The sequence below is a fragment of the Diaphorobacter sp. JS3050 genome (assembly GCF_013154915.1).
Classification (GTDB): Bacteria; Pseudomonadota; Gammaproteobacteria; order Burkholderiales; family Burkholderiaceae_C; genus Diaphorobacter; species Diaphorobacter nitroreducens.
Map to the genome: position 1 here is coordinate 1,422,831 of NZ_CP053553.1, position 24,720 is coordinate 1,447,550.

Consider the following 24,720-nt stretch of genomic DNA (forward strand, 5'->3'; position numbering starts at 1 on the left):
ACACGCCGCCTTTGCATGCACTGGGATGGTGCGAACTGCCGAATGGATAAAACCAAACTCTCCGAAAGCGACATTTGCGAAAAGTTCATCCGGCCGGCCATGGAGCAGGCGGGCTGGGACGGCATGGACCAGATCTACCGGGAGTACCCGTTGCGCGCGGGCCGTGTGGTGGTGCGCGGCAAGCAGGCCCAGCGCGACAAAAGCACCGTGCTGCGTGCCGACTACGCCCTGTTCTTCAAGGCCAACATCCCCCTGGCCGTGGTGGAGGCCAAGGACAACCAGCATGCCGTGGGCGCAGGCATGGGGCAGGCCATCCAATATGCCGAGCTGCTGGGCGTGCCGTTCAGTTTCGCCAGCAATGGCGATGGCTTCGTGTTCCGTGATGCCACGCTGGCCGATGGTGTGCTGGAGCGCAACCTGACTCTGGAGGAATTTCCGTCACCTGCCGAGCTGTGGAGTCGCTACTGCGCCTGGAAGGGCTGGTCCGCCGAAGAAAGCCGCATCGCCGGCTTTGACTACGCCCCCAACAAGACCCCGCGCTACTACCAGCTCAACGCCGTCAACCGCGCCGTCGAGGCCATTGCCGCAGGGCAAGACCGCGTGCTGCTGGTCATGGCCACTGGCACCGGCAAAACCTACACCGCCTTCCAGATCATCTGGCGCCTGTGGAAGAGCGGCGCCAAGAAGCGCATCTTGTTCCTGGCCGACCGCAACATCCTCATCGACCAGACCATGGTCAACGACTTTCGCCCCTTCAAGGGCGCCATGGCCAAGCTCAGCCCCAACGCCAAGGGCGTGGAGCGTGTCGATGCGCAGGGCGCGGTGTCGGTCGAAGACGTGGACTTGGCTGTCAACAAAACCACCAAGCTGGTGGACAAGAGCTACGAGATTTACTTGTCGCTGTACCAGGCCGTCACCGGCACCGAGGAAGAGCGCAACATCTACAAGCAGTTCAGCCCCGACTTTTTCGACCTGATCGTGGTGGACGAATGCCACCGGGGCAGCGCGGCCGAAGACTCCGCTTGGCGCGACATCCTCACCTACTTTGCCAGCGCCACGCAGATCGGCCTCACCGCCACGCCCAAAGAAACCAAGGACGTTTCCAACACCGACTACTTCGGCGAGCCCGTCTACACCTACAGCCTCAAGCAAGGCATCGAAGACGGCTACCTGGCGCCGTACAAGGTCATCCGCGTCGATCTGGACAAAGACACCTTTGGCTGGCGCCCCACGGCGGGCATGACCGACAAACACGGCCACGCCATCGAAGACCGCATCTACACCGGCGCCGACATGAACCGCAAGCTGGTGCTGGAGCAGCGCGACGCCGTGGTGGCCGCCAAGATCACCGAATACCTCAAGGCCACCGACCGCTACGCCAAGACCATCGTCTTTTGCGAAGACATCGACCACGCCGCTCGCATGCGCCAAGCGCTGAGCAACGCCAATGCCGACCTGTGCGCCACCCAGCCCAAATACGTGGTGCAGATCACCGGCGACAACACCGAGGGCAAGCTGGAGCTCGACAACTTCATCGACCCCGAGAAAACCTACCCGGTGATCGCCACCACCTCCAAGCTCATGAGCACCGGGGTGGATGCCCAGACCTGCAAGCTCATCGTGCTGGACCAGACCATCAAGTCCATGACGCTGTTCAAGCAGATCATCGGCCGTGGCACCCGCCTACGCGAAGACCTGGGCAAGACCTGGTTCACCATCCTCGACTTCAAGCGCGCCACCGAACTGTTTGCCGATAAGGACTTTGATGGCGAGCCCGTGCAAATCTACGAACCCGGCGGTGGTGAACCTGTGGCCCCGCCCGAACCGGCACTGCCTGGCTCCACTCCTGGCGACCCAGGTGCGCCAGACCCTCTGGATCCTTTGAGCACTTTAGGCCCCTTTGCTGGCGGCAGTGGCGAATCAGATGGCCCCAAAAAATACGTCCTCGGCAACAACGTCACCGTGGCCGTGGCCCGCGAGCGCGTGCAGTACCTCAACGCCGAAGGCAAGCTCATCACCGAGAGCCTGCGCGACTACACCCGCATCAACGTGCGTAAGCAATACGAGTCGCTCGACCAGTTCCTGCAAGCCTGGCAACAGGCCGACCGCAAGGCCGCCCTGCTGCAAGAACTGGAAGCGCAGGGCGTGCTGCTCGATGCGCTGGCCGACGAGGTTGGCAAAGACCTCGACCCCTTCGACCTGCTGCTGCACGTCGCCTACGACCAGCCCCCGCTCACCCGCCGCGAACGCGCACGCCGCGTGCAAAAGCGCAACGTTTTCACCCAATACGGCCCCGTGGCCCGCAAGGTGCTGGAGGCATTGCTCGACAAATACGCGGACGAAGGCATCACCACCATCGAGAGCAACGAAGTCTTCAAGCTCCAACCCTTCACCGACCTGGGCAGCCCCGTGGAGCTGGTGCGCAGCTTTGGCGGCCGCCCGCAGTACCTGAGCGCGCTGCAAACCCTGGAGCGCGAGCTGTACGCTCCTCGCTGACTGCTGCCCGCCGAAATTCAGACAAACGCCAGCCTCTCAAGAGCCGCGTTGGAAACCCCTATGACGAACAAAAAATGCATCGACCCTGCAGCGGCACGGCACTTCATTGCCAACTACCAAAGCCTGCTCGAAACCATCCCCACCACCAAGCGCAAGGCGAACCTGGTGGCGCAACTGACCGCGGCACGCGATGCCCTGTATGCCAACCCTGCGCTTTTGCAGCAAGCGCTGGCACAACTGCAGGACCAGGGCCGCTTCTGTGCCGACGACGTGCTGCAAGCCGTGCACACGCTGCGCGTTGACAACTGGATCTATGTCAACGACACCGCCATACACAGCCACTTTCTGGAGCCCCATGAGACGAATGCGGGGTATGCCATCAAGACGCTGACCACGCCCCTCAAAGAAATGCTTGGCAGCAGCGGTGCCGTCATCTCCTGCGGTCTGCTGGTGTTTCAAGGGCAGGTCATCTGCGACGGGTTGGTGGGCTTTGGCGCCTGGCTGGGGCCAAACTACCGGAGCAGCTTCAAAGAGCAACTCGCCGCCTGCCGTGCCCAAGGGACGCTTTATCGCGACCGCCTGTTGCCCCGGACACCGCCCGAAACAGTGGCGCAGTAGCTCATAAAATGATAGCTACTAGCGCTTATCCCATAAGCGCTAGAGCCTGTTTTGACTTAAATTTTGCACCCCATGTCCAACCTCACCCCCGTGATCAAATCCATCCAAGACATCATGCGCCAGGACTCTGGCGTGGATGGCGACGCCCAGCGCATCAGCCAGCTCACATGGCTGCTGTTCCTCAAGGTGTTCGACGCTCTGGAAGAAGAACTCGAACACACCCGCGACGACTACCAAAGCCCGATTGCCGAGCACCTGCGCTGGCGCCACTGGGCGGCCGATGCCGAGGGCATGACCGGCGACGCCCTGCTCGACTTTGTGGACAAGCAACTCTTCCCCGCCCTCAAGGGCCTGAGCGCCGACCCCCAGCGCAACCCGCGCGGCTACGTGGTACGCGGCGTGTTTGAAGACGCCTACAACTACATGAAAAGCGGCCACCTGTTGCGCCAGGTGGTCAACAAACTCAACGCCATCGACTTCAACCGCCAGGCCGAGCGCCACCAGTTCAATGACCTGTACGAGAAGATATTGCGCGACCTGCAAAGCGCAGGCAACGCGGGCGAGTTCTACACCCCCCGCGCCGTCACCCAATTCATGGTGGACATGACCAACCCCCAGCTGGGCGAAAGCGTCATGGACCCGGCCACCGGCACCGGCGGCTTCCTCGTCTGCGCCATCGAACACCTGCGCAAACAAGTGCACAACGCAGAGCAAGAAGCCGTGCTGCAAAACAGCATTCGGGGTGTAGAGAAAAAGCAGCTCCCGCACATGCTGTGCGTTACCAACCTGCTGCTGCACGGCATTGAAGTGCCCAGCCAGATCGTGCACGACAACACCCTGGCCCGCCCGCTGCGCGACTACACGGCGGCAGACCGCGTCAACGTCATCCTCACCAACCCGCCCTTTGGCGGCATTGAAGAGCCGGGCATCGAGGCGGGCTTCCCCGCCGACGTGCGCACCAAGGAAACCGCCGACCTCTTCCTCGTGCTCATCCAGCACCTGCTCAAACCCGGCGGCCGCGCCGCCGTGGTGCTGCCCGATGGCTTTTTGTTTGGCGAAGGCGTCAAGGCCCGCATCAAAGAGCAACTGCTGCAGCACTGCAACCTGCACACCATCGTGCGCCTGCCCAACGGCGTGTTTGCGCCCTACACCGGCATCAAAACCAACTTGCTGTTCTTCACCAAGGGCCAGCCCACCCAGCACATTTGGTACTACGAACACCCCTACCCCCAGGGCGTCAAAACCTACAACAAGACCAAACCCATCCGCATCGACGAGTTCGACGCCGAGAAAGCCTGGTGGGGCACCGAGCAGGACGGCTTTGCCGCCCGCGTGGAAAACGAACGGGCCTGGAAGGTCGGCATCGACCAGATCAAGGCCGCAGGCTACAACCTGGACCAGAAGAACCCCCACATCGGCGAACAGCAAAGCCACGACCCCGACGCGCTGCTGGCCGACTACGCCCGCCTGCAGGCCGAGGCCCAGGCCCTGCGCGATGAGCTCAAGGGCATCCTGGCCCAGTCTTTGGCAAAAACAGCCGCTAGCGCTTGAAGGACAAGCGCTAGTAGCTATCAAAAAAAGAGCAGTTCGTGCACCCGCCAAGCCCCTGAGCCACGTTGGGGGGGGCGCCGGGGGGCTGGACATTCATGCGCCGGAACGCATAATTTGTTCTCTAAAAGAAAACATTCGTTTCCATTTTGAAAACACCACCCACCCTGGCCGAGCTGCTGTTCCCCAACCAGTACCGCCGCAAAGTGCTGGCCTTGCTGCTGATGCAGCCCGACCAAAAAATGCACCTGCGCGAACTGTCTCGGCAAACACAGGCCGCCCCCGGCACCCTGAAAAAAGAGCTGGACGCGCTGTGCCATGTGGGCCTGCTCACCAGCGAGCGCGTAGGCAACCAGGTGCAGTTCCAGGCCAACCAAAGCCACCCCGTGTTTGCCGAGCTGCAAGCCCTCATCCGCAAAACCACTGGCCTGGCTGATGTGCTGCGCCAGGCCCTGCAGCCGCTGGGCGACCAGGTGGCGCTGGCCTTTGTGTTTGGCTCCATGGCCAGCGGCAGCGCCCACGCAGGCAGCGATGTGGATGTGCTGGTGGTGGGCAGCGCCAGCTTTGCCCAGGTGGTGGAAGCCACCTACGCCGCCCAGACCCAGCTGGGGCGCGACATCAACCCCAAGGTCATGACCCCCACCGAATGGGCCGCCAAACGCGCCGAAGGCCACCCCTTTGTGCAAGAGCTGCTGGCCAAGCCCCGAATTTTGCTGACCGGAACCCTCGATGCCTGAAGAAGAACTCAACAACCTGGCCCGCATTGGCATGCTCGACAAGGTGCCGTTTTCTGCCGCCCTGCTGCAAAAAATGCTGGCCACCGCCCACACCCGCCTGCAAGACGCACAGCGCACCGACAACAGCACGGAAACGCGCTTTGACTGCGCCTACACCGCCATCCGCGCCCTGGCCGACGCCGCTTTGCACGCCCAAGGCTGGCGCACCTCCACCAGCAAGCCCGGCCACCACCAAACCACCATCGGCTGCTTGGTGCACACCCTGGGCGTCAGCCCCGCCACCGTGCGCGTGCTCGATGCCCTGCGCAAACAGCGCAACCTGAGCGACTACGACGGCGAGCTGGTCACCGAGCAAACCCTGCGCGAATGCCTGCAACAGGCCCAAACGCTCAGCGAGCTGGCGCAGCACAAGCTGGCCCCGTTATTGAACAAAAACGCCTCTGGCGCTTGAGGAGCAAGCGCATGCTGCTATCAAATATGGAGCTAATCGCCACCGCCCCCGGTGGCGTCGCCAAGTTGCGCGAACTCATCCTCACCCTGGCCGTGCAAGGCAAGCTGGTGCCGCAAGACCCGGCCGATGAACCGGCGAGCGTGCTGCTGCAGAAGATTCGGGCGGAGAAAGATCGGCTGATCGCCGAGGGCAAGATCAAGCGGGACAAGCCGCTGGCGGAGATTGCGGAGGAGGAAAAGCCGTTTGGGTTGCCGCAGGGGTGGGAGTGGGTGCGGCTTGGCCAACTTGCAAACTTCATCGACTATCGCGGCAAAACGCCGACGAAGACCGAGTCAGGTATTCCACTGATCACCGCAAAAAATGTTCGGCAAGGGTTCATCAACCGTTTGCCGCGCGAATTCATTGCTGAAGCGGCTTACGCTGGCTGGATGACTCGCGGATTCCCGAAAGTCGGTGATCTGTTGTTCACAACCGAAGCCCCGCTTGGAAATGTCGCTGCAATTGATATTGAAGAACGCTTTGCACTCGCCCAGCGCGTCATCTGTTTTGGACTGTACGAGCCCCAAATGTCCGGTGCGCTCTCAACATTTCTCCGGTCGCCCTGGATGCAAGGTGTGTTCTCAGACCAAGCTACTGGCGTAACAGCCCAAGGAATCAAATCTGCTCGTTTGCAACTGATACCAATTCCAGTACCGCCCCTCGCTGAACAATCCCGTATCGCAAACCGTGTCGAAGCCCTCATGCGCCTGTGCGATGCGCTGGAGGCCAAGGACCGGCTGGAGGCCGCGCAACACGCCCAACTGGTCAGCACCCTGCTGGGCACGCTCACCGCCAGCACCACGCCTGAAGAGCTGGCCGCCCACTGGCAGCGCGTGGCCCAGCACTTCGACCTGCTGCTGGACCGCCCCGAAGCCATCGACGCCCTGGAGCAAACCCTGCTGCAACTGGCCGTGCGCGGCCTGCTCGTGCCCCAAGACCCCACCGACGAACCCGCCAGCGCCCTGCTGCAAAAAATCCGCGCCGAAAAAGACCGCCTCATCGCCGAGGGGAAGATCAAACGCGACAAACCCCTGCCGCCCATCACCGACGAGGAAAAACCGTTTGAGTTGCCTGTTGGGTGGGAGTGGGTGAGGTTTGGGGATGTTGTCTCGGTTTCCAGTGGCGTCACGCTTGGGCGAAAGACGCCTTTGACCAAGCCTGTGTCTTTGCCATATCTGCGTGTTGCGAATGTTCAGCGGTGGCGCTTAGACCTCACTTCCATGAAGGAAGTTGTTGTTGATCAGACTGAACTGCCCCGTTATCAGCTGCAAAAGGGGGATTTGCTCATCACCGAAGGTGGCGACTGGGACAAGGTGGGACGAACAGCCATTTGGCGCGATGAAATCACAACATGCTTGCATCAGAACCATGTGTTTAAAGCACGAGGGATCACGAGTGACTGGAATGCCGTTTGGGCAGAGCTTTTTCTCAACTCGGCGGTGGCCCGGAGCTATTTCGCTTCCTCTGCAAAGCAAACAACCAATTTGGCTTCGATCAACATGACGCAGTTAAAAGATTGCGCATTTCCAGTGCCACCCCTGGCCGAACAATCCCGCATCGTCACCCGCGTCACCGCCCTGCGCCGCCTGTGCGCCGACCTGCGCCAGCGCCTGGCCGAACGCCAGTCCGTGCAGGCCCGTCTGGCCGAGGCGCTGGTGCAAGAGGTCGCCTGACCATGTCTTGGGTAGGCGAAGCCACGGGCCTGTGGGGTGTGCTCAGCAAGGGCTGGGACTGGTGGCGGGGCAGGCGCGACCCGGCCCGTCGTGCGGCTCAGCGCCTGATCCGTGCCTTTGAGGCGCATGGCGTGCCTCGGCAGTAGATCATTCGCCTGGTGCCCGCCGCTATCGCCCAGGCCAAGCCTGGGCTGGGTATGGCCGATTGCTCGTCGCCTGAGCAACTCAAGCCCAAGCTGACCCCGGCATTGCTGGATTGGGCGGCAGGTTATTTGAATCTGCGCAGGGATTGGTTGGACGGCAGGGAGGATGTGCCGCCGCACTTGGTTGTAGACCATTACAAGCACCCCGCCCGATACGGACCTTGGCTGCAGGCGCGCAAGGCGGAAGCGCCGGACGTGCAACGCTATTTGTCCGTCTGGAAAGCCTACGGCACCCCGGTAGGGCCGGGTGCGGATGGTCCACTGTGTCTGGTCTATGAGGAAACCATCGCAGGGCTGGACGGCATGGAGCGGTCGCGTTACTGGCTGTTGGCCGATGGATGGACCATGGGCCATGCCCCCTGTGTGGAAAACCTGGCGGCCGTGGTGCATGTGGCGCAGCAGGCGGGTGTGCTGGTGGTGGGCAAGGAGTTGAGGGCGCCTGACCTGGTGCGCCTGCAAGAAGGCCAAGCGGTGGTGCCGGAACTGCTGCAGCGCACGCGGGGCAGTTGGTATCCCACCGATCTGGTGAACCCACCTCCCCAGCACGATTCGCCGTGGCGTCAGGCTATGTGGCATGGTGGGCAGGGTTTGTTGGCGCGGCCAGACACCGTCACTGCGTCCCAGGCCGCAACGCCTGCGGCAGAGCCTCTCGATCAGGCTGGCCAGTAGAGCTTGCGCACCTGTCGCGCAGCGGGAAATCGAAGACGGCCGAGTCAGCGCTGGAGCAGGCCCTGATCGCGCGCTTCGCCACGCTGGGCCGAGTACCCGAGCCGTTCCTGCTGCGTTCGGACAATGGGTTGGTCTTCACCAGCCGCAGCTTCACGGCCCTGGGAAGCTACGGACTGCGTCAAGAATTCATCACGCCGCACAGCCCTGAGCAGAGCGGTCTGGTCGAGCGGGTGATCCGCACGCTCAAGTGCGTGCATCGGCATCGCTTCGACTCGCTGCAGCATGCCAGTCGCCTGATCGGGGACTGGATCCATTTCTACAACCACCGGCGCCCGCACCAGGCGCTGAACGTGAGAACCCCCGCTGAGGCATTCGCATTAGCGGCATGACCTGTGACCTGTGCAGTTTCTGCTGGGTCAACAGTATGTGGAGATGCCGGCAAAAGTACCAACTTTTTGTTGGTATGTCACGGTACGCGGTGAAACGGCTTGAGACAACAAAAAACCCGCAACGCTAGGAAGCATGCGGGCTCTAAAAGGTCGTGAGATTGTGTGGAGGTCTGTTTTGGCCTGCCCGGAGGGACTCGAACCCCCGACCTATTGCTTAGAAGGCAATTGCTCTATCCGGTTGAGCTACGGGCAGATGATGCAGGTATGCGGTGCGAGCGGTGATGTGCGCGCTCGAAGTGCAGGATCATACAGGCGCCCGGAGCGCTTCCGCGCCAGCCTGCGCAGCCCATGAAATAGAAGACGGCATGCGGGTGCTGTGTATGATGCCAAATATGCCTTTAGCGCTTATCCAGCAAGCGCAAGCAGCTATCATTTAAAGAGTGGCCGCAGTCTGGCGTGCTCTTCAGTCCATCTCCTCAAACACCAGCGATGGAGGTGCCATGACCCGTGCCACATCGCCGAGCTGGCCGATGACATGGTTGGCGAAATAGCTGTTCTGCGTATCGGGCTCCAGCGCTGCCACGGCCAGATTGGCCAAGGGCTGGTTGAGAGACACGTAGTAGCTGCCTCCCGGCACGTCGATGGCGCTGCGCATGGGGGTCACGGTGGCGCGGATGATCGGGCGGGCGCCAGGGATGGCTCCGCGCACGTCCTCTCGCTCGGAGCTCTCCCGGCTGGTTTCCTCATAGATGTCGGCCAGTACGGAGCCCGCCTCGGCGACGTGCATCACCTGGATGCCCAGCAGCTTCAGGCGCTCCACTGCATCCGTTGCGCCGCTTGCCAACCAATAGCCGCAGGGGCGGTGGCGTTTTTTGACCGGCTTGAGTTGCAGCGAGGAATTCCAATCCACGCGCAGGGTCCGGTCTGCGCCGGTCTGTGGGTCCAGCATGACCAGGTCGCGCTGGCCGGGGGTTTGCGTGGCTTCCACCACGATCTCGCCACGGCATGCCTGGGAGGCAATGTCCCGCGCTTCATAGGAGCGCACCTGCTCCAAGTCGGCGGCGCGGTCCACGGTGCTGCGCAGTGCACTGGTGAGGGCCGTCACCTGCGAGTGCACGCGCCGCTGGATGTGGGTGCGGCCAATGCCCACGCCGCGCGTTTCCACGAGCATGCTGACGGCGTTCTTCAGACCATTCACGTTGCGGCCGGTATCGGTTTGCGTCCCTCCCATGGACAGGCGAAGGTCTTCGGCGCGGGTCGAGGTGGTGTAGTACCACTCCTGGCTCAGGCCTTCCGCTTCCAGGGCCCTGATCATGGGGTGGTGGAACCATTCCAGAGCTGCCTTGGTCATGAATTCCGGCAGGTTAGCCGTCGTTGCGTGCTGCAGCAGCACGTCGTAGCGTTGGATGGCATGGAATTTCTCGAGGAACCGTCCGGTGACGGTGTATTCATGCGCATCGAAAATGGCGATCGGGCGATAGTTGCGCACCAGTTTGGCGAGTGCCTGGGCCTCCGGAGTTTGCAAAAGCAGGTGGTCCCGGTTCATGTCGATGCCGTTGGACGTGGCTCGTGTGCCGGCCTCGGCTCCGTCGGGATTCGCGCGGGGAACGACGATCACGTTGATGCGCTCCAGCATGGGCTCCAGCAGACCCTGTGCCAGTTCGCGCGCCAGTACGAGCAATGCCTCGCTGCCGGCGGGTTCGTCGCCATGTTGCTGCCCAAGCAGCAGCACCGTGGGGCGGCGGCTGGCGTCCAGCGCGGCCACGTTGGTGCCAGCCGCGCGGGTCAGCACCAGGCCGTGCAAGGGTGTGCCGCGCTGCGATACCCCCAGGTCCAGCATTTGCACACGGGTCGTGCCGCGCTGCGCCGTGGCCAGATTACGCAGCCATTGGGTGAGTTCGGCGTTGGTGGTGAAAGCCTGGCGCCCCTCGGCGAGCCCCGGCGTTTCGTACCGCACGGAAGGCGCGGGAAAGCGTGCCGCGACAGCCGCGCTGTAGGGGAGCGCGGTGGAGGCCGGCTCGGTGGCCGGGGCGACGGGCGTTACCGTGACCGGGCTGGGCACGACTTCGCCACGCTGCACTGTTCCCAGCGGCGGCGGTACGGCGCGGGACGTTTGCGGACCAGTGGGCGCGGGGGGGGAGGACTGCGCGGGCCACGGAGGCAGGGGCGTGCTGGAGCAGGCGGACAGCAGGAATGCGCCCAGCAGCGCGGTAGCGCGGTGCCGTGCAGCGATTGCGGCGATTGGCAGCGCGTAAGTGTGGGAGAGCAGATTCTTCGGCGTCATGGTGGGCGTGGCGGAAGTGGTGCTGGGGCGGATGTTACCCGGCAGCTTTGATGTCCTGCGCGTGCGGCGGGGTGGTTGGCTCAGGGGCCATGGAAAAAAGCCCGGCTGTGCCGGGCTTTCTGTTGTCGTGAAGGTCTCAGCGGCCGAAGCCGCCGCCGCGTGGGCCGCGGCCACCACCGCCGCCGCCGTTGCCACGGCCGAAGCCGCCCCGACGCCCGCGGTCCGCCATGCTGTCCACGCTGGTGCGCATGGGGTCCGGCTGGCTGGCACGGCCGCTGCCATGGCGTGGGCCGATGCCAATGTTGCCGAGCTGCGTGCCCAGGTGAGCGTTCTCGCTGCGAGGCTGGCTGTCGTCGAAACGGCGATTTCCGCCATTACCGCCATTACCCCCGCCATTGCCTGCACCAGCGGGACCGCCGCGGCGGCGGCCACCGGCCGTGTTCTGCGGACGTTGCTGATCACGTGGACCGGCAGTACGGCCTGCATTGCCTGCGTTGCCGCCGCGGCCCCCGCTGCCGTTCTGACCCCCGGCGCGCTGCTGGCCTTCGCCCTGGCCACCGCCTTGGCGCGAACCGCGCTGGCCGCCAGTGGCCGCCTTGTTGGTGCGGATGCGCTCCATCATCTCCTGGCGTGCCGCCTTGGCCGCTGCCTGCATGACTTCGCGGCTGGGCGGCTTGCCCGCGCCGCCCCAGATGGTCTGGCGGCCCATGGCGATGGGCTCGGCCTTCTCTCCCTCGTCCGGGCCAAAGCCGTCGATCACCTGCACGGGGATTTCCTGCTTGGTGAAGCGCTCGATCTCCATCATGAAACCTTCCTCGTCCATGCAGACGAGGCTCACGGCATGGCCCTCGCGGCCGGCGCGGCCCGTGCGGCCGATGCGGTGCACATAGTCCTCGGGCACGTTGGGGATTTCGTAGTTCACGACGTGCGGCAGGTCGTCGATGTCGATGCCGCGTGCCGCGATGTCGGTAGCCACCAGGGCACGGATCTGGCCCGTCTTGAAGCCCTCCAGCGCCTGGGTGCGGGCGCTCTGGCTCTTGTTGCCATGCAGCGCCATGGCCGAAACGCCGTTCTTGGTCAGGTACTCGGCCACGTTGTTGGCGCCGAACTTGGTGCGCGTGAACACCAGCACCTGGCTCCAGTCGTGCTCCTGGATGATGTGCAGCAGCACCTGCTTCTTCTTGCCGCGCCCCACGGGGTGGATCACCTGGCTGATGCGTTGCACCGTGGTGTTGCGCGGGGTGACCTGGATGCTCTGCGGGTTCTTGAGCAGTGAGTTGGCCAGTTCACGGATGTCGTCGCTGAACGTGGCCGAGAACAGCAGGCTTTGCTTGGACTGGGGCAGCAGCGCCAGCACCTTCTTCACGTCGTGGATGAAGCCCATGTCGAGCATGCGGTCGGCTTCGTCCAACACCAGGATCTCGACGGTGGACAGGTCCATGAAGCCTTGCTGCTGCAGGTCCAGCAGGCGGCCAGGGGTAGCCACCAGCACGTCCACGCCGCGCTTGATGCGTTCGATCTGCGGGTTCATACCGACGCCGCCGAAGATCACAGTGGAGTTCAGATCCAGGTATTTGCCGTAGCCGCGCACGGATTCTTCGACCTGCGCTGCCAGCTCCCGCGTGGGCGTGAGCACCAGGGCGCGCACACCCTTGCCGCCAAACTGGCTGCGTGGGGCTTGGCCTTCGGCCAGGCGGTGCAGCATGGGCAGCGTGAACGCGGCGGTCTTGCCGGTGCCGGTCTGTGCGCCGGCGAGAAGGTCGTGTCCAGCGAGGACGGCTGGGATGGCCTGGGCCTGGATAGGGGTCGGGTTGTCGTAGCCTTGTTCTTGCACGGCCCGCAAAATGGCCGGCGCCAGCTTCAGTTCTTCAAATGTCATGTAATTGGATGCGCCCATCCGGGGCGCTGGGTATCGGCCTGTCGCAGGCGACTTTACGGGCCGCCGAGCCAGTTTGTTAGGCAGATGATTGCAAGGGTGGGAGCCCGGAAAATTCTTCCTTCGTCCCCAGCTTGTCTAGGCTGATGCCGTGGGCAACTGGAGCCCAAGACGGGGTCTATTGTCGCATGCGCCGATAATCCGCGTTTGTGCGCAAAAAATTTTGGCGCCTTCTTCTGCCCGTTTCCTGAATAAATCCATGGCCCAATACGTTTTCTCGATGAACCACGTCACCAAGACCGTGCCGCCCAAGCGGCAGATCTTGAAGGACATTTCCCTTAGCTTCTTTCCGGGCGCCAAGATCGGCGTGCTGGGCCTGAACGGCTCCGGCAAGTCCTCTCTGCTCAAGATCATGGCGGGCGTGGACAAGGAATTCGAAGGCGAGGCACTGCCCATGCCCGGGCTGTCGATCGGCTACCTGCCCCAGGAGCCCCAACTCAATCCCGAGCACACCGTGCGCCAGGCTGTGGAAGAAGCCATGGCCGAGGTGAACAACGCCAAAGCCCGCCTGGAAGAGGTATACGCTGCTTACGCGGAAGAGAATGCCGACTTTGACGCGCTGGCCAAAGAGCAGGGTGAATTGGAGGCCATCATCGCCGCGGCCGGTACCGATTCCGAACACCAGTTGGAAATTGCGGCCGACGCGCTGCGTCTGCCGGCGTGGGATGCGGTGATCGGCAAGCTATCGGGTGGCGAAAAGCGTCGCGTGGCCCTGTGCAAGCTGCTGCTGTCCAAGCCCGACATGCTGCTGCTGGACGAACCCACCAACCACTTGGACGCCGAATCCGTGGACTGGCTGGAGCAATTCCTGCACCGCTTCAGCGGTACCGTGGTGGCGATCACCCACGACCGCTACTTCCTGGACAACGCCGCTGAGTGGATTCTGGAACTGGACCGAGGCCACGGCATCCCCTACAAGGGCAACTACTCTGACTGGCTGATCCAGAAGGGCAACCGTCTGGAAGCCGAGCAAAAAGGCGAGGAGGCTCGCGCCAAGGCTTTGAAGAAGGAACTGGAGTGGGTGCGCCAGAACGCCAAGGGCCGCCAGGCCAAGTCCAAGGCACGTATTGCCCGCTTCGAAGAGCTGAGCGATTACGAATACCAGCGCCGCAACGAAACGCAGGAGATCTTCATTCCTGTAGCGGATCGCCTGGGCTCTAAGGTCATCGAATTCAAGAATGTCTCCAAGGCCTTTGGTGACCGCCTGCTGATCGACAACCTGAGCATGAACATCCCTGCCGGCGCCATCGTCGGCATCATCGGCCCGAACGGTGCCGGCAAGTCGACCCTGTTCAAGCTGATCGCGGGCAAGGAGCAACCTGATTCCGGTACCGTGGAAATCGGTCAGACCGTGAAGATGGCCTTTGTCGATCAGCACCGCGACGCACTGGCCGATGACAAGACCGTGTGGGAGGACATCTCCGGCGGGCTGGACATCATCAACGTGGGCAAGTTCCAAATGGCGTCGCGCGCCTATGCCGGGCGCTTCAACTTCAACGGCCAGGACCAGCAGAAGAAGGTGGGCAACCTGTCCGGGGGCGAGCGCGGCCGCCTGCACCTGGCCAAGACGCTGATCCAGGGCGGCAACGTGCTGCTGCTGGACGAACCGTCCAACGACCTGGACGTGGAAACCCTGCGTGCGCTGGAAGACGCGTTGCTGGAATACGCTGGCACCGTGCTGGTCATCAGCCACGATCGTTGGTTCCTCGACCGTATCGCGACGCACATCCTGGCAGCCGAGGGCGACAGCCAATGGGTATTCTTTGACGGCAATTACCAAGAATACGAAGCTGATAAGAAAAAACGATTGGGTGAAGAGGGTGCGAAACCGAAGCGTATGCGCTACAAGGCCCTCAAATAAGCACTTACAGGTAGTAGCATCGGGCGGACCGCCGCCCATTCTTCGTCCGTCCCCACCATGTCCCTTTCCGCGTCCCGCGCCCGTACGGTTTTTCGCGCCTGCGTTGTCAACGCCGTCAGGGACAGCGAGGCCCTGATGGAGGCGCTGGTGACTGGTACGCGCGAAGCGCTCACGGCGCAGGAGTCCTCCACCCGCGACCTTCACAAGCGTACCCAGATCAGCGATGCCTTGCGCCTACTCAAGCAGCACGAGGCGTCGTTGCCCAAGGCCTACCCCATGGCCTTGCTGGAGATTTTTGCCGAAGGCCCCTCGGCCGCGAAGACGAGGGCCGGGCAGCCCGGCGGAATGGACCTGGGCGAGCTCGCCCTCATGGACGATGCCGACGTGCTGGTCCAGGTGGAGCTGTCGCGGGCGCAGCAGATCGCCGCTCTGGCGACAGAGGCAACGCTGGCGGAACTCAACACGCTCGTCAGTTCGGCGCAGGGCCTGCACAGCGTGCAACCCGAGAGCAACCCTTTTCGCCCTGAGAACTACATCCGCGCGCTGCAGCAAGTGGTGAGCGATACCGGTGTAAGTGGGGAAGTGCGGCAGCTGTGGATGAGCCAGATGCGCGAACTGCTGGGCATGCAACTGGTAAGCGCCTATAAGCGCGCCGCCCAGAGCCTGCGCGAGCATGGCGTCGAGCCCGTGGGCTATGCGGTGGCGGGAGCCCCGGGTGTGCGCAGCGGGCATGGTGGTGGATATGCCCACAGTTCCCAGATGGGCGTGGGCTACGCGCCGCCCTCCGCCTATGGTGCGCCGGCCAGCGAATATGGTGCCGCGAGCGCCTATGGCCAAGGTTACGGGGCAGGCTGGGGAGGCGCATCGGGCAACGTGGCCTTGGCGCCGCAGGCCGAAGAAGCGCTGCTGACGGTGGGTATCCTGCGCCAGATGCTGGCCGGTGGTGGTGACCCTTTCGCCTACGATGCACGCGGCGGCTATGCGGCAGCTACTCCGGCCAACGCGTACGTCACGCCGGCCGCGGCGGAAGCAATGGAAGACATTGCGCAGCTGGAACGCATCGTGGGCCGTCTGTCGGGAGGGGCTGCGGTCCCGGTGACGGGCTGGAACGGCACCTCTGCACATGCGCCGGTGGCGGCATCCCCCACGCGGACGGCGCATGAGGTCGTGAGCCGCATGATGGACAACATTGCGCAGGATTCGCGGCTGCTGCCTCCCATGCAGCGTGCCGTGCAAAGCCTGGAGCCCGCGCTGAAGGAGTTGGTGCAGCACGACACGCGGTTCTTCACGGATGAGCAGCACCCCGCCCGGCGCCTGCTGGACGAGTTGACCCAGCGCAGCCTGGCATTCAACGCCGAGGATGGGCCCGCCTTCAGCCGCTTCATGCGGCTGGTGAACGAAGCCGTAGGCCACCTGGCTTCCATTGAGATCCGGGATGCCGCACCGTTCGCCCAAGTGCTCAAGGCGCTGGAAAAGGCCTGGACCGCGCAGGAGCGTCGCCAGCTTGAGCGCCATGAAGCGCAGCAGCGCGAACTGCTCCAGCGGGAGCAGCGGGAATTGCTGGCCGAGAAGATTGCCGCCGACTTCCGCCGCCTGCCCGATGCGGACAAGGTACCGGCCGACCTGCTGGCCTTCGTGACCGGCCCGTGGGCGGACGTGGTGGCGCAGGCGCAAAGCAGCCAGCCCCAGGAAACCGGCGGAGACCCCGGAGGCTATTTGGCGTTGGTGCCGCTGCTGCTGTGCTGCGCGCAGCCCGAGCAGTTGCGCTCGGACCCGGAGCGCCTGGGCCAGGCCATTGCCGACATGGTGCCGGTGTTGGTGCGTGGGCTGGAGAGCATTGACCACCCGATCGAGCGTATTGCCGAAGTGACGCAGCGCTTGGCGCAGCTTCAGGGTGAAGCGCTGAACTACGCAGCGGCGAGCGTCTTCGGCGACACGCCGGCGGAAGAGGTCAGCCCTGAAACCCGCGCTGACGATGTGCTGTCCTCCGATACGGCCGCCGCGGCGGACCCGTCGATGGCCGGAGCAGTGGCTCAGCCCGCATTGCGCATCGGCCAGTGGGTGGAAATCATCACCAACCAGCGTGCGGTGCGAACCCAGCTCACCTGGTGCAGCCCGCACAACACGCTGTTTTTGTTCACCGGAGCCGACGCGAGCACGCAGTCCATGACGCGGCGCATGATCGACAAACTGTCCTCTGACGGGGCATTCCGCCTGATTTCCGACCAGCCGGTGGTGGACCGCGCTTTGCGCGCCGTGCGCACCAAGCCTGCCAAGCTGCGCTAGGGCGCTCCGCAGGTCGCGGGGACTGCCGTTCAGCCTGCCGCGCGTGGCAGGCGCCGGCGCACCAGTTGGATGTGGTTGCGCAGGGCGTAGAGCTCGTCGGCATAGGACAGTGGCACGCTCACTTTTTCCACCTGCGCCTCCATGCGGTCCAGCCGTTCGCGCAGCGCGTCGGGGGTGGCCTCTCCTCGTTCCATGTCGTCTTCGATGTCGCGCAGATGCCCATACCAGCGGAACACGCGCGAGCGCACGCGGAACTGGTACAGCGGCGGCACCACGCGCGACAGCGGCAGCATGACCGCAATCAAGATACCCAGTACCAGCCACATGCGCTCGACGAGGTTGGCGATCCAGAATGGCAGATAGCGCTGCATCAGCGGCGCCGGTTCGTTGATGGCGCGCTCGCCCTCCTTGGCAATGGGCAGTTCCGCGTGCCGGGTGCTGGGGAATTCGCGCGCACGGTTGAACCAGCCCGCATTGCCATGGATGCCCTGCGCGCTCTGGGCAAATAACTGCAGCAGGGCGGGGTGGGTGCCTTCACGCGCCAGCAGGGATGTGGTGGATGCCACCAGCCGTACGTCGCGCGGAGGTACGTTGGCCGCCAGGTCCACCACGCCGCGTGGCAGCACTACCGGCGTGAGGAACGGAAAACGGCGGCTGTAGGCCTCGTTCTGCGGGAAGTGCATGAGCTGCACGCCGGGCGTTTGCAGCAGCATCTGCACCATCAATGACTCGGGGGCGGAGGCAAACACCAGGGCGTCCAACCGCCCCGCCAGGAACGCCACCGTGGCGGGCGTCTGCTCCAGACGGGTGAGCGTCAGGGCATCCAGCGGAATGTGGTTGGCGTCCAGCAGGCGCTCCATGAGCGTTGGTACGCCGCTGCCGGGCGAGCCGACGTTCACGCGCAGCCCGCGCAGCTGGTGCAGCCCCTCCAGCCGGGCCGATCGGTGGATGCGGCGCGCCACATCGCCGCGGTAGAACAGCCAGATGGGCTCCACGAAGAGGCTGCCCAGCGAGACCAGCTCATCACTGTCCTCGGGACGCAACTCACCCGTGCCACCTTGCACGAAGGCGAGGTCGGCGTGGCCATCGCGCAGCAGCTGCAGGTTGGATGACGAGCCATCGCTGGGCAGCAAGACCACGTTGATCCCGCTTGCCGCCAGTGCGTCGCGATAGCGCTGGCCGAAGGCCTCGTAGGCGCTCTGCGCGGGGCCGGTGGCCAGCGTCACCGTGCGCGGCGGCGTGGGGTTGAGCCACCAATAGGCCAGGAGCACCAGGCCCGCGCCCAGTAGCGCCAGCGGCCCGGCAGACACCAACAGGTCGCGCAGCGACAGCAGCGCCGTGCGCAGGCGGCGTGACATCTGTCCCATGGTTAGCTCCCGGCAGCCAGATCGGCATGGCACGGAAGTGCCAGGCCCTCGGCCGTGCGCAGGGTGCGCGCGGCGAGCACGGCGCGCACGGTGGCGCGGGCCACCGCCTCGGCCGCCATCGTGGCCAACACCATCATGCCGGGGTGGTGCGGCACGTGGCCCGTCGCCAGCGTGAACAGCGTGTCTCCGTCGCTCATGGTGTGCACGGGGTTGATGCTGCGGGCCAGGCCGTCATGGCCGGCGACGGCCAGTCGCTGAGCCTGAACCTTGGTCAGCCGCGCGTCGGTGGCGATCACGCCGATCGTGGTGTTGCTGCCGGCCAGCAGGGGATGAGGGGGCTCGCCGCGCAGCAGCGCGTGCCGTGTATCGCGCAGCGTCAGCCCGTCGGCAGCGCGGGCGCCCGCCAGTGGGCGCCCGGTGTCCGGGTCGACCACGTCGCCCACGGCGTTGCAGGCAATGAGCGCACCCACCGTGACGCCCGCGACGGTGACCGAGGCTGTGCCCACGCCGCCCTTCATGGCGTGCTGCAGGCCGAACATCTTGCCCACCACGGCGCCAGCGCCGGCGCCTACGTTGCCCTCGGCTGGCGGCTCGCATGTGGCGGCAGCGCAGGCCGCATAGCCGGCCGCCGCATCGGGACGCACCTTCATGTCGCCCACGTGCAGGTCGAACAGCACGGCCGCTGGCACCAGTGGCAGGCGGCCCACGCCCACGTCCAGCCCTACGCCGTGCTCCTCCAGCCAGCGCACGGCCCCCGTGGCGGCCTCCAGCCCCCAGGCGCTGCCACCCGCCAGCATGATGGCGTGCACCTGCTCCACCAGGTTGCCCGGGGCCAGCAGGTCGGTCTCGCGCGTGCCGGGGGCGGCGCCGCGCACATCTACGCCTGCCACGGCACCCTCGCGCGCAATCACCACGCTGCAGCCGGTGGGGCGGCGTGGGTCGGTGAAGTGGCCGACCTCGATGCCGGCAACGTCGGTGATGGCGCCGCAGGCGCTGTGCAGGGAGCAAGCTTGCATGGGCGCCGATTATGGTGCCGCACCGGCACCTGTCCCCGCGTCTTGCGGCGTGCTCTCAAAGCCGTGCGCGGCGTAGCCGCAGGGCATTCGTGATCACCGAGGCCGAGCTCAGGCTCATGGCCAGCGCCGCGATCATCGGCGACAGCAGCCAGCCCGTGAATGGGTAGAGCAGCCCGGCGGCCAGCGGCACGCCCAGCGCGTTGTAGACGAAGGCAAAGCCCAGGTTTTGGCGCATGTTGGTCACCGTGGCCTGCGACAGCGCGCGCGCCGTGGCGATGCCGCGCAGGTCGCCCTTGACCAGGGTGAGCTGGGCGCTGTTCATGGCCACGTCCGTGCCGGTTCCCATGGCGATGCCCACGTCGGCGCGCGCCAGTGCCGGCGCGTCGTTGATGCCGTCGCCGGCCATGGCCACGGTGCGTCCCTCGGCCTGCAGGCGTTCGACCAGGGCCAGCTTATCGGCGGGCAATACCTCGCCGTGCACCTCGTCGATGCCCAAGCGCCGTCCCACGGCACCTGCCGTGGTCAGCCCGTCGCCGGTGGCCATGATGATGCGCAGGCCGGCCGCATGCAGGGCGGCCAGCGCGTCGGGCGTGCTGGCCTTGATGGGGTCGGAGACGGCCAGCAGGCCCGCCAGTTGCCCATCCACGGCCAGGAACATCACGCTGGCGCCTTCGCCGCGCAGTGCCTCGGCGGTCTGCGCCAGCGGTCCCGTATTCACGTTGGACTGCTGCATCAGCACCGTGTTACCCAGCGCCAAGGTGCGGCCCGCGATCCGGCCGCGCACGCCGATGCCCGAGGCCGAGTCGAACTGCTCGGCCGCGTCCAGCGCCAGCCCCTGCTGGCGTGCCGCGGCGACGATGGCCGCCGCTAGCGGATGCTCGCTGCCCTGGTCCAGGCTGGCGGCCAGGCGCAGCACCTCTGCCTCGCCCCAGCCGGGCGCGGCCACGGTGCGCTCAAAGCGCGGCCGGCCCTCGGTCAGGGTGCCGGTCTTGTCCACGATCAACGTGTCCACGCGGCACATATGCTCGATGGCGGCCGCATCGCGGAACAGCACGCCCTGCGTGGCGCCGCGCCCCGTGGCCACCATGATGGACATCGGCGTAGCCAGGCCCAGCGCGCAGGGGCAGGCGATGATGAGAACCGCCACAGCGTTGATCAGGCCGTAGACCCACCTGGGCTCGGGCCCGAACAGGCCCCAGCCCAGCAGCGTGAGCACAGACACGCCGACCACGGCCAATACGAACCAGCCCGCAACGCGGTCGGCCATGCGCTGCATGGGCGCGCGCGACCGCTGGGCCTGCGCCACCAGTTGCACGATCTGCGACAGCATCGTGGCCGCACCCACGAGTTCGGAGCGCATGACCAGCGCCCCGCTGGTGTTGAGCGTGGCGCCGATCAGCTTGTCGCCCGTGCGCTTGCTCACTGGCAGCGGCTCGCCCGTGAGCATGGACTCGTCCACGGCGCTGCTGCCTTCGACGACCACGCCGTCCACCGGCACCTTCTCGCCGGGACGCACGCGCAGCAGGTCGCCCACATGCACGTGGGCCAGCGGCACGTCCTCCTCGCTGCCGTCGGCGGCGATGCGGCGCGCAGTCTTGGGCGCCAGGCCCAGTAGCGACTGGATGGCGGCCGAGGTCTGTGATCGCGCCTTGAGCTCCAGCATCTGGCCCAGTAACGTCAGCGAAATGATGACCGCGGCCGCCTCGAAGTACACGCCCACGCGCCCCATGGACTGGAGCGAGGCCGGGAACACGCCCGGCGCCACGGTGGCCACCACGCTGTAGAGGAAGGCCGCGCCCGTGCCCAGACTGATCAGAGTCCACATGTTGGGGCTGCGCTGCACCACGGATTGCCAACCGCGCACGAAGAACGGCGCGCCGACCCACAGCACGATGAGCAGCGTCAGCACCAGCTCTACCCCGCTTTGCGTGGCCATGCCGACCCAACCCAGCCGGTGCCCGGCCATGGCCAGCGTGGTGACGATCACGGTGAGCGGCAGCGTCCACCAGAAGCGGCGCGAGAAGTCGCGCAGTTCGGGGTTGTCATCGGCTGCGTCCAGGCTGGGCAGTACCGGCTCCAGCGCCATGCCGCACTTGGGGCAGTGGCCGGGGCCGCTCTGTCGCACCTGCGGGTGCATGGGGCAGGTGTAGACCGTGTCGGCGGTTGGTGGGGCGGGTGGAGCGGCCGATGGCCGGGGCACGTGGGGGCTGTGGTGTAGGTGCTGCCCGTGTGGGGCAGCCGCGGGCGGCGTGCTGTGGGAATGCATGAGGGCTCCTTGGTGCGGCAAGGGGCCGGGCAACTGCCGCCCGGTCCGTGGGGCGTCAGCGCAATGGTTCGATATGGGTGACGACGAATACGCCCTTCACCCGTTCGGCCCGAAAGCGCACCTTGTCGCCAGGCTTGAAGGTGGCCGCCTGTGCCGGGTCGCGCAACGTGAACACCATGGTCATGGGCGGCATGGCAAGGTTCTTGAGCTCGCCGTGGCGCAGCGTGATCTTGCCGCTGCGTGCATCCCAACGCGTGACTTCGCCCTCGCTGAGATCCTGCGTGCTGTCGCCGGATGCGGCGGGCGTCTCGGTGTGATGGGCGTCGTGGTCCGAGCCCTGGGCATGTGCCCAGCTGCCGGGCAGGCCCAGCAGTGCCAGAGCGGCCACGGGTGCGAGGGCGATGCGCGGCGCGCGCGCAGGCAGGGTGTGCGATGGCATGGCGTGGCCTTTCATGGTGTGCATCAACGGTAGCTGGTGAATACGCGTGTGGAGACGTCGCTGTTCATCAGGTTCTTGGTGACCAGCAGCACGTCGTACGGGTCCTTGCGGCCGTTGTACTCGGGCCCGTCCATGCCGGGGCTGCCCACCGGCATGCCCGGGACGGTGAGGCCCAGGGCCTTGGGTTTGTCCTTGAGCAGCTTGCGCACGTCGGCAGCGGGCACATGGCCTTCGAGCAGGTAGCCGCCCACCAGCGCGGTGTGGCATGAGCCCAGGCGCGTGGGCAGGCCGAGCTTGGCGCGTACGGCGGCGTTGCCCGTTTCGTGCACGGTGACCGTGAAGCCGTTGGCCTGCATGTGGGTCACCCAATCCTTGCAGCAGCCACAGTTGGGGTCTTTCCAGACCTCCACGGCAGTCTGCGGGGCGGCGGCACGGGCCAGGGCGGGCAGGGCAGCGCCGGCCAAGCCGGCGGCGAGGGCCGTCATCCATTGGCGGCGGGTGGGTTGCGTGATTCGCATGGTGGACTCCTGATGATGCGGGTGGTGGTGTTGTTCAGGGCGTGACGGTGAAGGTGCCGCGCATGCCTGCTTCGTAGTGGCCGGGGATCAGGCAGGCGAAGTCGAAGCGGCCGGGCCGGTTGAAGTGCCAGACCAGGTCTTCCTTGGCGCGCGGGGCCACGTGTGCCATGTGGGGTTCGGCGTGCTCCATGTCGGGGTACTGGCGCATCATGGCCGCATGCTGGTCCAGCGTGCCCTGTGTGCCCAGCACCACCTCATGCATGACCTGGCCCTGGTTCTCCACGCGCAGGCGCACGGTCTCGCCTTGCTTGACGGTGAAGTGCGACGGGGTAAAGCGCATGTCGTCTGTCATGCGCAAGGTGATGGTGCGCTTTGCGCCCTTGACCTCTCCCGCAATCCCCCATTCCTGCTGCTGGGGTGCGACGGCAGGGTGGCTGTTGTGCATGTTCTCATGGCCAAAACTGGCTGTAGCGCCCGCCAGTAAAGCGCAAGCAGCTATGAATTTGATAGATTTCATGGGTTTCTCCGAGGGTTTCAATGGTGTTCGTGGTCGGCGCCCGGCTTGCGCACGCTGGGGGCGCCGGGGGCCCGGCCGGGCGGGGTCTGGCGCGGGGCTGTGGCGTCCAAGGGCGCACCGGCCCATTCGTGCGCCACCGTTCCCGCCGGGTGCTGGTACCAGCCCGGGTCGCGCCAGTCCTGGGCGGCCAGGCCCTGGCGGACCTTCAGGGTCGTGAACATGCCGCCCATCTCCAGCGGGCCGAAGGGGCCGGTGCCGGTCATCATGGGATAGGTGTTGTCGGGCAGCGGCATTTCCATCGCGCCCATGTCGGCCATGCCGCGCTCGCCCATGACCATGTAGTCGGGAATGATTTTCTGGATCTTCCCGACCAGTCCGCGATGGTCCACGCCGATCATGGTGGGCACGCCGTGGCCCATGGCGCCCATGGTGTGGTGGCTCTTGTGGCAGTGCAGCGCCCAGTCGCCGGGCTCGTCGGCGATGAACTCCAGCTGCCGCATCTGGCCCACGGCGACGTCCGTGGTCACCTCGGGCCAGCGCGCGGCCTTCGGGGTCGGCCCGCCGTCGGTGCCCGTGATCTCGAACTCATGCCCATGGATGTGGATGGGGTGGTTGGTCATGGTCAGGTTGCCCACGCGGATGCGTACACGGTCGCCCTGCCGTGCCACCAGCGGGTCGATGGCGGGGAACACCCGGCTGTTGAAGGTCCAGATGTTGAAGTCGGTCATGGTGTTGACCTTGGGCGTGAGGCTGCCCGGCTCCACGTCGTAGGCGCTGAGCAGGAAGGCGTAGTCGCGTTGCACCTGAGCGATCAGGGGGTGGCGCGCCTTCGGGTGCGTGATCCACAGGCCCATCATGCCCATGGCCAGCTGCACCATTTCGTCCGCATGCGGGTGGTACATGAAGGTGCCGGGGCGGCGCGCCGTGAACTCGTACACAAAGGTCTTGCCCGCGGGGATGTGCGGCTGGGTAAGCCCGGCCACGCCGTCCATGCCGCTCGGCAAGCGCTGGCCGTGCCAGTGCACGCTGGTGTGCTCGGGAAGGCGGTTGGTGACGAAGATGCGCACGCGGTCGCCTTCCACCACCTCGATGGTCGGGCCCGGGCTCTGGCCGTTGTAGCCCCACATGTTGACCATGAAGCCGGGCGCCACCTCGCGCACTACCGGCTCGGCCACCAGGTGGAATTCCTTGACGCCGGCGTTCATGCGCCATGGCAGCGTCCAGCCGTTGAGCGTGACCACGGGCTGGTAGGGCCGGCCGCTGGACGGGGTTAGCGGCGCGGCCGTGTCGGCAGAGGATTGCGAGGGCGCCTCGGGCAGCGCGGCCAAGGCCACGCGGCTCACCGATGCGGCGGAGGCGGCGACCACGGCCGTGGCGGCGCCGGAGAAGAAATGGCGGCGCTGCATG

At 65.4% G+C, this 24,720-nt stretch carries 20 protein-coding genes and 1 tRNA gene; 11 read left to right on the forward strand and 10 right to left on the reverse strand.

What is annotated here, in order from left to right; all coding sequences use genetic code 11:
- The first annotated feature begins 42 nt into the window (after positions 1-42).
- From hsdR to HND92_RS07040, 9 genes are all read left to right on the forward strand, one after another.
- Positions 43-2,496, forward strand: coding sequence for an EcoAI/FtnUII family type I restriction enzme subunit R (gene hsdR / locus HND92_RS07000; protein ID WP_172206604.1), 2,454 nt, complete (start codon positions 43-45; stop codon positions 2,494-2,496).
- A 60-nt stretch (positions 2,497-2,556) separates the two neighbouring features.
- Positions 2,557-3,114 (forward strand): hypothetical protein, encoded by a 558-nt coding sequence (locus tag HND92_RS07005; RefSeq protein ID WP_011805810.1) that lies wholly within the window; start codon positions 2,557-2,559, stop codon positions 3,112-3,114.
- 72 nt (positions 3,115-3,186) lie between these two features.
- On the forward strand, positions 3,187-4,665 hold the full coding sequence (locus HND92_RS07010) for a class I SAM-dependent DNA methyltransferase (protein ID WP_172206605.1): 1,479 nt from the start codon (positions 3,187-3,189) through the stop codon (positions 4,663-4,665).
- A 146-nt stretch (positions 4,666-4,811) separates the two neighbouring features.
- Positions 4,812-5,399 carry a nucleotidyltransferase domain-containing protein gene (locus tag HND92_RS07015; protein WP_011805808.1) on the forward strand — a complete coding sequence of 196 codons (588 nt, stop codon included), beginning with the start codon at positions 4,812-4,814 and terminating at the stop codon, positions 5,397-5,399.
- Complete coding sequence (locus HND92_RS07020; protein WP_011805807.1) at positions 5,392-5,850, forward strand: hypothetical protein; 459 nt, start codon at positions 5,392-5,394, stop codon at positions 5,848-5,850. Before HND92_RS07015 ends, HND92_RS07020 begins: the two co-directional genes overlap by 8 nt.
- 11 nt (positions 5,851-5,861) lie before the next feature.
- The gene (locus HND92_RS07025; RefSeq protein WP_172206606.1) at positions 5,862-7,562 is read left to right on the forward strand and encodes a restriction endonuclease subunit S; all 1,701 of its coding nucleotides are present in this window, start codon (positions 5,862-5,864) and stop codon (positions 7,560-7,562) included.
- Positions 7,563-7,564: 2 nt separating this feature from the next.
- Positions 7,565-7,708, forward strand: a complete 144-nt coding sequence (locus HND92_RS07030; protein ID WP_172206607.1) for a hypothetical protein — start codon at positions 7,565-7,567, stop codon at positions 7,706-7,708.
- A gap of 12 nt (positions 7,709-7,720) precedes the next feature.
- On the forward strand, positions 7,721-8,434 hold the full coding sequence (locus HND92_RS07035) for a hypothetical protein (RefSeq protein ID WP_172206608.1): 714 nt from the start codon (positions 7,721-7,723) through the stop codon (positions 8,432-8,434).
- A 128-nt stretch (positions 8,435-8,562) separates the two neighbouring features.
- The gene (locus HND92_RS07040; protein ID WP_253940113.1) at positions 8,563-8,823 is read left to right on the forward strand and encodes an integrase core domain-containing protein; all 261 of its coding nucleotides are present in this window, start codon (positions 8,563-8,565) and stop codon (positions 8,821-8,823) included.
- A 176-nt stretch (positions 8,824-8,999) separates the two neighbouring features.
- On the opposite strand, the gene HND92_RS07045 is transcribed toward HND92_RS07040, so the two are convergent.
- The 3 genes from HND92_RS07045 to HND92_RS07055 all read right to left on the reverse strand — a co-directional run bounded on the left by HND92_RS07045 (position 9,000) and on the right by HND92_RS07055 (position 12,986).
- Positions 9,000-9,076 (reverse strand) — tRNA-Arg (locus HND92_RS07045).
- A gap of 210 nt (positions 9,077-9,286) precedes the next feature.
- Positions 9,287-11,107 (reverse strand): M14 family zinc carboxypeptidase, encoded by a 1,821-nt coding sequence (locus HND92_RS07050; protein WP_172206609.1) that lies wholly within the window; start codon positions 11,105-11,107, stop codon positions 9,287-9,289.
- A gap of 136 nt (positions 11,108-11,243) precedes the next feature.
- On the reverse strand, positions 11,244-12,986 hold the full coding sequence (locus HND92_RS07055; protein ID WP_172206610.1) for a DEAD/DEAH box helicase: 1,743 nt from the start codon (positions 12,984-12,986) through the stop codon (positions 11,244-11,246).
- Between the two features lie 256 nt (positions 12,987-13,242).
- Here HND92_RS07055 and ettA point away from each other — a divergent pair, with 256 nt between their 5' ends.
- On the forward strand, positions 13,243-14,904 hold the full coding sequence (gene ettA / locus HND92_RS07060; protein ID WP_015912846.1) for an energy-dependent translational throttle protein EttA: 1,662 nt from the start codon (positions 13,243-13,245) through the stop codon (positions 14,902-14,904).
- Positions 14,905-14,961: 57 nt separating this feature from the next.
- Positions 14,962-17,190, forward strand: a complete 2,229-nt coding sequence (locus HND92_RS07065; protein ID WP_172206611.1) for a DUF1631 family protein — start codon at positions 14,962-14,964, stop codon at positions 17,188-17,190.
- A 29-nt stretch (positions 17,191-17,219) separates the two neighbouring features.
- Here HND92_RS07065 and HND92_RS07070 read toward each other — a convergent pair whose 3' ends face one another.
- The 7 genes from HND92_RS07070 to HND92_RS07100 form a co-directional block, all read right to left on the reverse strand.
- Positions 17,220-18,557 (reverse strand): TAXI family TRAP transporter solute-binding subunit, encoded by a 1,338-nt coding sequence (locus HND92_RS07070; RefSeq protein ID WP_123676556.1) that lies wholly within the window; start codon positions 18,555-18,557, stop codon positions 17,220-17,222.
- Between the two features lie 2 nt (positions 18,558-18,559).
- Positions 18,560-19,573, reverse strand: a complete 1,014-nt coding sequence (locus HND92_RS07075) for a P1 family peptidase (protein ID WP_011805800.1) — start codon at positions 19,571-19,573, stop codon at positions 18,560-18,562.
- A gap of 55 nt (positions 19,574-19,628) precedes the next feature.
- Positions 19,629-21,839, reverse strand: a complete 2,211-nt coding sequence (locus HND92_RS07080; RefSeq protein WP_172206612.1) for a copper-translocating P-type ATPase — start codon at positions 21,837-21,839, stop codon at positions 19,629-19,631.
- A gap of 55 nt (positions 21,840-21,894) precedes the next feature.
- The gene (locus HND92_RS07085; protein WP_041836328.1) at positions 21,895-22,278 is read right to left on the reverse strand and encodes a copper-binding protein; all 384 of its coding nucleotides are present in this window, start codon (positions 22,276-22,278) and stop codon (positions 21,895-21,897) included.
- Positions 22,279-22,301: 23 nt separating this feature from the next.
- Positions 22,302-22,763 (reverse strand): DUF411 domain-containing protein, encoded by a 462-nt coding sequence (locus HND92_RS07090; protein WP_172209192.1) that lies wholly within the window; start codon positions 22,761-22,763, stop codon positions 22,302-22,304.
- Positions 22,764-22,830: 67 nt separating this feature from the next.
- Positions 22,831-23,313: a plastocyanin/azurin family copper-binding protein gene (locus HND92_RS07095; RefSeq protein ID WP_172206613.1), complete on the reverse strand. Its 483-nt coding sequence runs from the start codon at positions 23,311-23,313 to the stop codon at positions 22,831-22,833.
- A gap of 17 nt (positions 23,314-23,330) precedes the next feature.
- Positions 23,331-24,719, reverse strand: coding sequence for a multicopper oxidase family protein (locus tag HND92_RS07100; RefSeq protein ID WP_172206614.1), 1,389 nt, complete (start codon positions 24,717-24,719; stop codon positions 23,331-23,333).
- Between the last annotated feature and the right edge of the window lies 1 nt (position 24,720).

Coding starts and splice junctions, on each gene's coding strand:
- HND92_RS07055 (WP_172206610.1), bottom strand. CDS start 12,986: ATGACATTTGAAGAACTGAAGCTGGCGCCGGCCATTTTGCGGGCCGTG.
- HND92_RS07030 (WP_172206607.1), top strand. CDS start 7,565: ATGTCTTGGGTAGGCGAAGCCACGGGCCTGTGGGGTGTGCTCAGCAAG.
- HND92_RS07020 (WP_011805807.1), top strand. CDS start 5,392: ATGCCTGAAGAAGAACTCAACAACCTGGCCCGCATTGGCATGCTCGAC.
- hsdR (WP_172206604.1), top strand. CDS start 43: ATGGATAAAACCAAACTCTCCGAAAGCGACATTTGCGAAAAGTTCATC.
- HND92_RS07050 (WP_172206609.1), bottom strand. CDS start 11,107: ATGACGCCGAAGAATCTGCTCTCCCACACTTACGCGCTGCCAATCGCC.
- HND92_RS07010 (WP_172206605.1), top strand. CDS start 3,187: ATGTCCAACCTCACCCCCGTGATCAAATCCATCCAAGACATCATGCGC.
- HND92_RS07065 (WP_172206611.1), top strand. CDS start 14,962: ATGTCCCTTTCCGCGTCCCGCGCCCGTACGGTTTTTCGCGCCTGCGTT.
- HND92_RS07090 (WP_172209192.1), bottom strand. CDS start 22,763: ATGACGGCCCTCGCCGCCGGCTTGGCCGGCGCTGCCCTGCCCGCCCTG.
- HND92_RS07025 (WP_172206606.1), top strand. CDS start 5,862: ATGCTGCTATCAAATATGGAGCTAATCGCCACCGCCCCCGGTGGCGTC.
- HND92_RS07095 (WP_172206613.1), bottom strand. CDS start 23,313: ATGAAATCTATCAAATTCATAGCTGCTTGCGCTTTACTGGCGGGCGCT.
- HND92_RS07075 (WP_011805800.1), bottom strand. CDS start 19,573: ATGCAAGCTTGCTCCCTGCACAGCGCCTGCGGCGCCATCACCGACGTT.
- HND92_RS07085 (WP_041836328.1), bottom strand. CDS start 22,278: ATGCCATCGCACACCCTGCCTGCGCGCGCGCCGCGCATCGCCCTCGCA.
- HND92_RS07100 (WP_172206614.1), bottom strand. CDS start 24,719: ATGCAGCGCCGCCATTTCTTCTCCGGCGCCGCCACGGCCGTGGTCGCC.
- HND92_RS07005 (WP_011805810.1), top strand. CDS start 2,557: ATGACGAACAAAAAATGCATCGACCCTGCAGCGGCACGGCACTTCATT.
- ettA (WP_015912846.1), top strand. CDS start 13,243: ATGGCCCAATACGTTTTCTCGATGAACCACGTCACCAAGACCGTGCCG.
- HND92_RS07080 (WP_172206612.1), bottom strand. CDS start 21,839: ATGCATTCCCACAGCACGCCGCCCGCGGCTGCCCCACACGGGCAGCAC.
- HND92_RS07070 (WP_123676556.1), bottom strand. CDS start 18,557: ATGGGACAGATGTCACGCCGCCTGCGCACGGCGCTGCTGTCGCTGCGC.